This window comes from Kitasatospora sp. GAS204B (assembly GCF_029892155.1).
Lineage (GTDB): Bacteria > Actinomycetota > Actinomycetes > Streptomycetales > Streptomycetaceae > Kitasatospora.
This window is the reverse complement of the sequence record NZ_JARZAG010000083.1, coordinates 1-1076: the sequence shown is the minus strand read 5'-3', so window position 1 is coordinate 1076 and position 1076 is coordinate 1. Positions and strand designations below refer to the sequence as shown.

The 1076-nt window shown below is 63.3% G+C and carries 1 protein-coding gene; it reads right to left on the bottom strand.

Translation table 11 applies throughout. The features are described from left to right. Positions 1 to 21 precede the first annotated feature (21 nt). On the bottom strand, positions 22 to 1014 hold the full coding sequence (locus P3T41_RS36880; protein WP_280695028.1) for an IS481 family transposase: 993 nt from the start codon (positions 1012 to 1014) through the stop codon (positions 22 to 24). Positions 1015 to 1076 lie beyond the last annotated feature (62 nt).

Here is a 1076-nt window from a genome sequence, read left to right as displayed (position 1 = left end):
TGTGCATCTGCCGGAGCTTGGTTACATCCGGGTCTGGGTCTTCTGCTTGAGGCGTTCGTACGGTGTCTGGCCGCCGAGAGCGCCGTGTGGGCGGTCGTAGTTGTAGTAGTCCTCCCATTCTCGGAGTTTGTCGTTGAGTACGCCGGTGTCGTCGATGACGACGCCGGCGAGCATGCGGTAGAACTCCTCGGCGTCGATGCGGTGTGAGCGTTCGACCTTGCCGTTGAGGTGCGGGGACGCCGGCTTGATGTAGGTGTGGGCGATGCCCTTGTCGAGCACGTGCCAGTGGAAGGCGGACTGGAACTCCGCGCCGTTGTCGGTCTGGATCACCTCGATGCGGAATGGCAGCCGCTCCAGGACGTAGTCCAGGAACTGGACGGCGGTCTTCTGATCGCACCGGGGGTAGATCCGCAGGACACGCAGCCGGGTGCAGTCGTCGATCGCGGTGAACTGGTAGTACTTGGCCCGGCGGCGGACCTTGGGGGCCTTGCCGGTGATCGGGACCGCGTCCGGGGACGGGGGCTGGCCCGGTACGCCGATCGGTTCGATGAACTTCACGTCGATCTGGACCCGGTTGCCGGGCAGCTGCTTCTCGTACCGGGTGTAGCGCTTGTCGTGACGCTGGTAGCGCTGTGAGGCGGGCAGCCGGTTCAGGCCCAGCCGTTTGAGGATGCGATAGACGGCGGAGCAGGCGATGTCGATGTCGTGGTACCGCTTGAGATACATCTGGATCTTCAGCGGGCCGAAGTGGTAGTTCTGCCGCAGGTAGACGATCTTGTTCACGACGTCGGCATCGGTGGCGTTCGGGCTGTGGTGCGGGGCACTGGAACGGTCACGCAGGCCCTCGATGCCTTCCTCCCGGTAACGCCGTTGCCACCGGTAGAAGCAGTTGCGGCTGATCCCGTAGTACCGACAGGTGAGCGCGACGTTCCCGGTGACTTCCTCGGCATGGCGCAGGACCGCCAGACGTCGCTGGGCCTGACGATCCTGCTGCTGTTGCAACGAAGGAGGCATGAGAGATCTCCGTAGTAGTCGGAGACCCATGTGTCACCAATGTCCGGCATTTTTATACCTAG